This is a genomic window from Mesorhizobium sp. M7A.T.Ca.US.000.02.2.1, assembly GCF_003996995.1.
Taxonomy (GTDB): domain Bacteria; phylum Pseudomonadota; class Alphaproteobacteria; order Rhizobiales; family Rhizobiaceae; genus Mesorhizobium.
This window is the reverse complement of record NZ_RZTT01000328.1, coordinates 1-6907: the sequence shown is the minus strand read 5'-3', so window position 1 is coordinate 6907 and position 6907 is coordinate 1. Positions and strand designations below refer to the sequence as shown.

The window sequence follows — 6907 nt, the reverse complement described above, 5'->3', positions numbered from 1 at the left end:
TGCCGACGAATTCATGGCCCGTCACCATCGGCACCGGCACCGTCTTCTGCGCCCACTGGTCCCAATTGTAGATGTGCACGTCGGTGCCGCAGATCGCCGTCTTCTTGATCTTGATCAGCACGTCGTTTGGGCCGATCTCCGGCACCGGCACCTCTTCCATCCAGATGCCCGGTTCGGCCTTGGCCTTCACCAGCGCCTTCATCATGTTCGACATGCTTTTGTCCCTTGAATCTCTTGATCCGGAATCGCTTTTCGATTCCAGCCTTCAGGAAATGACCCCGAGTTCGCGCCCGACGGCGGCAAACGCTTCCACTGCCCGATCGATATCCGCGCTGGAATGCGCCGCCGACATCTGCGTGCGGATGCGCGCCTGGCCTTTCGGCACCACCGGGAAGGAAAAGCCGATGACATAAATGCCGCGCTTCAGCATGCGCGCCGCCATCTCCTGCGCCAGGCTGGCATCACCCAGCATCACCGGTATGATCGGATGATCGGCTCCGGCCAGCGTGAAGCCGAGCTTGCCCATCTGCGACCGGAAGCGCGCCGCATTGTCGTAGAGTTTGTCGCGCAGCCCATCGCCGTCCTTGATCAGTTCGAACACCTTGATCGAAGCGCCGGCGATCGCCGGCATCAGCGTGTTGGAGAAGAGATACGGCCGTGAGCGCTGGCGCAGCCAGTCGACCATCTGGCCTTTGCCCGAGGTGTAGCCACCGGAGGCCCCGCCAAGCGCCTTGCCGAGCGTCCCGGTGACGATGTCGACCCTGCCCTCGACGCCGCAATGTTCGGCCGAGCCGCGGCCGTTTCGGCCGACGAAGCCGACGGCATGGCTGTCGTCGACCATCACCATGGCGTCGTATTTCTCGGCGAGGTCGCAGACACCCCTGAGATTGGCGATGATGCCATCCATCGAAAACACGCCGTCGGTGGCGATCAACCGGAAGCGGCAGTCCCGGGCTTCCTTCAGTCGCGCCTCGAGATCGGCCATGTCGTTGTTGGCGTAGCGGAAACGTTTGGCCTTCGACAGCCGCACGCCATCGATGATCGAGGCATGATTCAAGGCATCCGAGACAATGGCGTCTTCCTCGCCCAGCAGCGTCTCGAACAGGCCGCCATTGGCATCGAAGCAGGAGCCGTAGAGGATAGTGTCTTCCATGCCGAGGAAAGAGGAAATCGTGGATTCGAGCTGCTTGTGCTCTTCCTGGGTGCCGCAGATAAAGCGCACCGATGCCATGCCGTAGCCATAGCGGTCGAGCGCCTGCTTGGCAGCATTGCGCAAATCGGCGCTATCGGCGAGGCCGAGATAGTTGTTGGCACAGAAATTCAGCACCTTGTCGCCGCCGACCTCGATCTCGGCCGACTGCGTCGAAGTGATCACCCGCTCCGACTTGTAGAGGCCTGCCGATTTGAGCCCCGCGAGCTCGCTGCCGATGTGGGAGAGGAATGCTGCGATCATGATAGGCCTCGTTTGATGTGGGCTGACTGTCGTCTCGTCCGCGTGAAAAATCCATCGCAAAAACGACCGGATCGGTGGCAAGCAGCACGATGCCGCCCCGATGTCGATCATCATGCGGCGGCGGAAACGACGCCGCGACAAAGGGCTCTGGCCGATGACCGCTCAAATGCCGGTACGGCGCTAAACGAGCCGATAACCATTTCGCGATCTTTCGACAGCCGCCCCTCGCCGGGCAGCCGTCGATTTCCGGTCCTGTTAACGTTTGCAGTTCAATGGTGCTCATACAAGAATCTTTAGGCAAGAATCCGTAGGCGAGAGGGCCGCCCCCGAAAATGTCGCAGCAGCCGGTGCAAACCGTTTCAGGCAAGCTCATACTGCTGATCAAGGCCGGCTATTGGCTGGCCCTGCTGATCATTGCGGCCATGGTGATCGCCTCCTTCATCCTGCTGCAGCAGATGATGGCCACCCAACAGCACAATCACACCTTGCTCGACATCGTCAGCACACAAAAGACGCTGTCGCAGCGCATCGTCTTCCTTGCCGGTGCAACGGGCGCCGGCTCACGCGACAAGCAACCGGCGCTGGTCAGCGCGCTCAAGCAGGCAACGGCGGAGTTCGAGACGAACTACGACCTGCTGCTCGATCAGACGGGAGCCGATCCGCAATCGCCGGCCAAGCTTGACCCGAAGTCGATCGAAAGCGTCCTTTTCGCCAAGCCCTTCCACCTCGACTATTTCTCGGTCGGGCTGATCGCCAATGGCGACCGCCTGATCTCGGCCTATGAATCGCAATTCAGCGGCAATGGCGGTTACAAAGGCGGTGACGAACGCGTCAATCTCGACGCCTCCGTCGCCAATGCGACCTTGTCGGGCTACGCCGCGCTTGGCCAGCGCATCACTGCCGACGCCGACGACCGCTCCGAGAAGCTGCTCGCTCTCCATCGCACTCTGTTCTACGCCACAATCGGCGTCATCATACTGGTGGCGCTCTTCATCTTCAGGCCGATGTCGAACGCCATCCTGCGCAAGACGCATGAATTGATCGACGCGCGCAATTCCATGGCCTTCATCGCGGTGCATGACGGCCTTACCGGCCTGCACAACCGCACGTTCCTGACCGATCATTTCGACACCCTGATCAAGGGCACGCACCGGCGTCGCGAACGCCTTGCCGTCGTCCAGCTCGATCTCGACCGATTCAAGCAGATCAACGATACGCTCGGCCACGCCGCCGGCGACTATGTGCTGGTCGTCACGGCACAGCGCATGCGCGACTCCTGCCGGGCGTCGGATCTGTGCGTGCGCCTGGGCGGCGACGAGTTCGTCATGATTCTCGGCGGCGCCGGCGGCACCGAAGACATCAATATGCTGGCGCGACGCATCCTGGCACATATCAACGAGCCGATCGTCTTCCAGGGCACGACCATTCTCCCAGGCGCCAGCGCCGGCATCGCGGTCTATCCGATCGACGCCGACAATGCCGGGGATTTGCTGGTCCACGCCGATCTGGCGCTTTACTCCGCCAAGAAGCTTGGCGGCGGCAACTTCTCCTTCTTCTCCGAGGAGCTGCGCCGCGAACTCGACTATCGCAAGCAGCTCGAGCACGACATCAAGGTTGCCATCGCCGAGCGGGCGTTCCAGGTCTATTTCCAGCCGCAGGTCTCACTGACCCACGGCACGATCAGCGGCATCGAGGCGCTGGTGCGCTGGAACCATGCGGAGCGCGGCATGATCCCGCCCGGCGAGTTCATTCCGGTCGCCGAGAAATGCGGCTTCATGCCCGAGATCGGCCGCATCGTCATCACCAAGGCGATCAACGAGGCGGCCGAATGGAATCGCGCCGGCATTGCCTTCGGACGGCTTGCCGTCAATGTTTCCGGCACCGAGCTGCGCGAGCACGATTTCGATGCGTTCTTGTTCGAGACGCTGGAAAAGGCCGGGCTGCCGCCGCAGAAACTGTCGCTGGAAATCGTCGAATCCGTCATCCTCGATGACGAAAAGACGGGCATCGCGGCCAAGCTGCGGCACATCCGGGCAGCCGGCGTCCATCTCGAACTCGATGATTTCGGCACCGGCTATGCTTCGCTCAGCCATGTCAACCCGAACGAGATCGACCGGCTGAAGATCGATCGCCGCTTCGTCCAGAACATCCATGAGAATGGCGACAACTCGAAGATCGTCCGCGCCATCACCGAGCTGGCGCGTGGCCTTGGCATCTCGATCGTCGCAGAGGGCGCCGAAACCGAGGCCGAGCTCGATTCGCTGATGGCGATCGGCTGCGACCAGGTGCAGGGCTACTCCATCGCCTTCCCGATGCCGCACGACAAGGCGCTGGAATGGCTGACCGCCCGCATGCCCAAGAAGGCCAAGCTGACGGTGCTGCAAGGAAGCCTGGCATAGGTAAGGCCGGGCTGCCTTGACAACCGCGTGTGAAGATGGCGGCCTTGTCGTGATCGCAACCGGATATCGGGGCTGATGACACCGTTTCGGTTTGTGCTGGCGGCGGTTTTGATTTTTGCGGTTCCCGCCCAAGGGGCCGATCGCATAATATATCTTACCTTCGACGATGGGCCGCTGAACGGCACAAGCAACATCCTCGATGTGCTGGAAGCCGAGCAGGTTCCTGCAACCCTATTCATGGTCGGCATGCACGCACAGGCTAGCGCCGCCAACAGAGCGCTCGTCCAGCGCGCCAGGCAGCTTCCTCTGGTGACGCTCGGCAACCACAGCTACAGCCATGCCTACAATCACTACCGGCATTTCTACGGCGACACCGAAGGTGTCGTCGCCGACATGGTAAGGGCAAACGCGGTGCTCGGGTTGAAGCCCGTGGTGCATGCAAGGCTGCCGGGGCGCGACGTGTTCAGGCTGCCGTCCATGTCGAAGAACGACACCTCGCTTGGCCTCGCCCAGGAGGGGCGTGAAGAGCCTGACTACGAGTTTGTCGCGGCCTCAGGCTTCTATCTCTACGGCTGGGACCATGAATGGGTGCACAAGGACAACGGCGAGCCGGTGCAGAGCGTCGATCATCTGGTCAGCGAGATCGATCACCTGTTCGGCTATGGCCGCTTCGTCAAGCCCGGCAAGCTGATCCTGCTGATGCATGACGAAATGTTCCAGGACGGTTTCGACGGCAAGACGAAGCTGACCAATTTGATCACCGCGCTGAAGCTGCGCCGCTACAGCTTTGGGGCAATCCAGGGCTATGACGACTGAGCCGGCAAGGACGGCCAGTTCTCAGCGGATTGCGCATCGCGGGACCAGCAAGGTGTCAAAGCACCTCGACTGATTCGCCGCGTAACTTGTGGCGACGCAATTTGATGTATGTGCGTAAATTTGGCGTAATCTGAAAGCCAATCAGCTTCGTCTCCTGGAGGGGAGCAGCCCACGCCATCGTCTCGTAGCGGGCACCGTAACCTTCGATGGTGACGGCAAGATTTTCGCGGCCCAGATACCTCGCCAGAGTGGCACAGGCAGCAACCCTCGATCGTATGGACTGACCGTATTTGGGCGCAAACGCCAATCCTCCGTCCGCCAGGTCATCCACCTCATGGGCAAGCACTAGGAACAAGATGTCCTCGTCGCCGGCCGGCACGCCGGCATCCACAAGGCGCTCGGGGTCTCCGGTATCGAATTTCAGTCCGACCAGGCGGGCGACAAGACCTTCAACCCGGGGACCGATTGTTTGCTCCAGCCATCTGCGGTGTGCATCGGTGCGCCTGCTGGACTTTCCGTCCGGATAGTGGCCGCTGTCGTAGGCAGCGTGAAACATCGCGGCCAAGACAAGATCGACGCTTTTATCGAAATGCGCGGCCGATGACGCAGCCCCCACCGCATGGCAGATGAACGGCCGTCCTGTCTTGCGGTAGCGGCCGTTGAACATCGCGCAACACACACGATACGCCTTTTGCACCCGGGCGATATCGGCAACCGGATATCCAGCCTCGTATAGCTGCATGTAGAGCGCCGTATTGGTCTGGCGCGGAACGAACAGATCTTCTGTGGTCAACTTGCCCCCCCGGACTTTCTTAGGTTTTCGTCAACTTTTCTCGGCAGAAGACGCACTGCTTCGCGATTTCCCTGCAGACTTGCAGTAGAATGAAACTGATCCCAAGCGTTTGGATCACCCTAGATCGTTACAAGTACGACAGGGAAAGTCCAGTCTAGGGGCTCTTGCAGGAAGCTTCGGCCGCGCGCTACCGATCCTGGCGATAGCTAATTTCAGATCCGCAAGCCGAACCTGATGCCGTCATAGATGGCGGCATGAATGTTGCGCGAGGCGACCGCGTCGCCAATGCGGAACAGAACAAAGCCGCCTTCTGGATTGCGCTTGGGAAAGATGTCGCCACCGCTCACCAGACGCTCGTAGTCGACCGCGCCGCCATTCTTCGACAGCGGCTTCAGCAAGAGGTATAGATCGTCGAGCGGTAGCGTACCGTGCTCGACCACCACCTGGTCGACCCTGCGCTCGCCGCGCCAGCCATCGGCGAAATCCGAAGCCAGCTCTGCGATCAGCTGGTTGCCCTCACGCCGCACCGAACGCAGCCGCGTGTTGATGGTTATGGTGACGCCCCCCTCCTGAAAGGCCCTGATATAGGGCACATGGTTCATGCCGCCCATTTCCGGGGCAAAGAAACGCTCCGGTGATACAAGCTCGAGTTTCGAGCCGGCATTGGCGATCAGTTCGGCGGCGCCCATGCCCTGATGGCCGCCATTGTCGTCATAGAGCAGCACATTTTCGGCCGGCTTGACGCTGCCGGCCATGATGTCCCAGCTCGAGGTGACAAGGTTGTCGCCTGATGTCAGCGGCGGGTTCTGCGGCAGGCCGCCGGTAGCGACCACCACCACATCGGGCGACAGCGCCAGGACATCGTCTTTTTCCGCCCAGGTGTCGTAGCGGATCTCGACGCCGAGCCGGTCGAGTTCGGCCAGCCGCCAGTCGATGATGCCGATCAGCTCCTTGCGGCGCGGGTTCTGCGTCGCCAATCGCACCTGGCCGCCGGCCTGGCTCGATGCTTCAAGCACCATCACCTTGTGGCCGCGCTCGGCCGCGACCCGCGCAATCTCCAGTCCGCCGGCGCCGGCTCCGACGACCACGATTTTCTGCTTCGGTCCTTCGGTCTTGACGATGATATGCGGGATTTCGGCCTCGCGGCCGGTCGCGGCATTGTGGACGCAAAGCGCTTCACCGCCCTCATAGATGCGGTCGAGGCAATAGGTGGCGCCCACACAGGGGCGGATCTCATGCTCGCGCCCCTCCATCACCTTTTTGATGATGTGCGGATCGGCGATATGGGCGCGGGTCATGCCGACCATGTCGAGCTTGCCGGTGGCGATGGCGTGGCGTGCGGTGGCCACGTCGGATATGCGCGCCGCGTGGAAGGTCGGGAATTTCGTCGCCGCCCTCACCTCTCCGGCGAAATCGAGATGCGGCGAAGAGCGCATGCCGGTCACC

Annotated in this window: 6 protein-coding genes; 2 read left to right on the top strand and 4 right to left on the bottom strand. The window is 61.4% G+C overall.

The window, feature by feature from the left end; genetic code table 11:
- On the bottom strand, window positions 1–214 hold a 214-nt coding region (locus tag EOD15_RS25160), incomplete at its 3' end, for an alcohol dehydrogenase catalytic domain-containing protein (RefSeq protein ID WP_148674722.1).
- A 51-nt stretch (window positions 215–265) separates the two neighbouring features.
- Window positions 266–1453, bottom strand: a complete 1188-nt coding sequence (locus tag EOD15_RS25155) for a glycine C-acetyltransferase (RefSeq protein ID WP_127320490.1) — start codon at window positions 1451–1453, stop codon at window positions 266–268.
- Between the two features lie 332 nt (window positions 1454–1785).
- Here EOD15_RS25155 and EOD15_RS25150 point away from each other — a divergent pair, with 332 nt between their 5' ends.
- Together EOD15_RS25150 and EOD15_RS25145 are read left to right on the top strand one after the other, a co-directional pair.
- Window positions 1786–3852: an EAL domain-containing protein gene (locus EOD15_RS25150; protein ID WP_127320491.1), complete on the top strand. Its 2067-nt coding sequence runs from the start codon at window positions 1786–1788 to the stop codon at window positions 3850–3852.
- Window positions 3853–3927: 75 nt separating this feature from the next.
- Entirely contained in the window at window positions 3928–4668 is a 741-nt protein-coding gene (locus EOD15_RS25145) for a polysaccharide deacetylase family protein (RefSeq protein ID WP_127320492.1), read from the top strand.
- A 55-nt stretch (window positions 4669–4723) separates the two neighbouring features.
- On the opposite strand, the gene EOD15_RS25140 is transcribed toward EOD15_RS25145, so the two are convergent.
- Window positions 4724–5461: a hypothetical protein gene (locus EOD15_RS25140; RefSeq protein ID WP_127320493.1), complete on the bottom strand. Its 738-nt coding sequence runs from the start codon at window positions 5459–5461 to the stop codon at window positions 4724–4726.
- A 212-nt stretch (window positions 5462–5673) separates the two neighbouring features.
- Window positions 5674–6907: FAD/NAD(P)-binding oxidoreductase (locus tag EOD15_RS25135; RefSeq protein ID WP_185929065.1), on the bottom strand; the 1234-nt coding region annotated here is incomplete at its 5' end.

Bases quoted from the DNA above. Each gene is read 5' to 3' on its own strand.
- EOD15_RS25155 (WP_127320490.1), bottom strand. From the start codon at position 1,453: ATGATCGCAGCATTCCTCTCCCACATCGGCAGCGAGCTCGCGGGGCTC.
- EOD15_RS25145 (WP_127320492.1), top strand. From the start codon at position 3,928: ATGACACCGTTTCGGTTTGTGCTGGCGGCGGTTTTGATTTTTGCGGTT.
- EOD15_RS25150 (WP_127320491.1), top strand. From the start codon at position 1,786: ATGTCGCAGCAGCCGGTGCAAACCGTTTCAGGCAAGCTCATACTGCTG.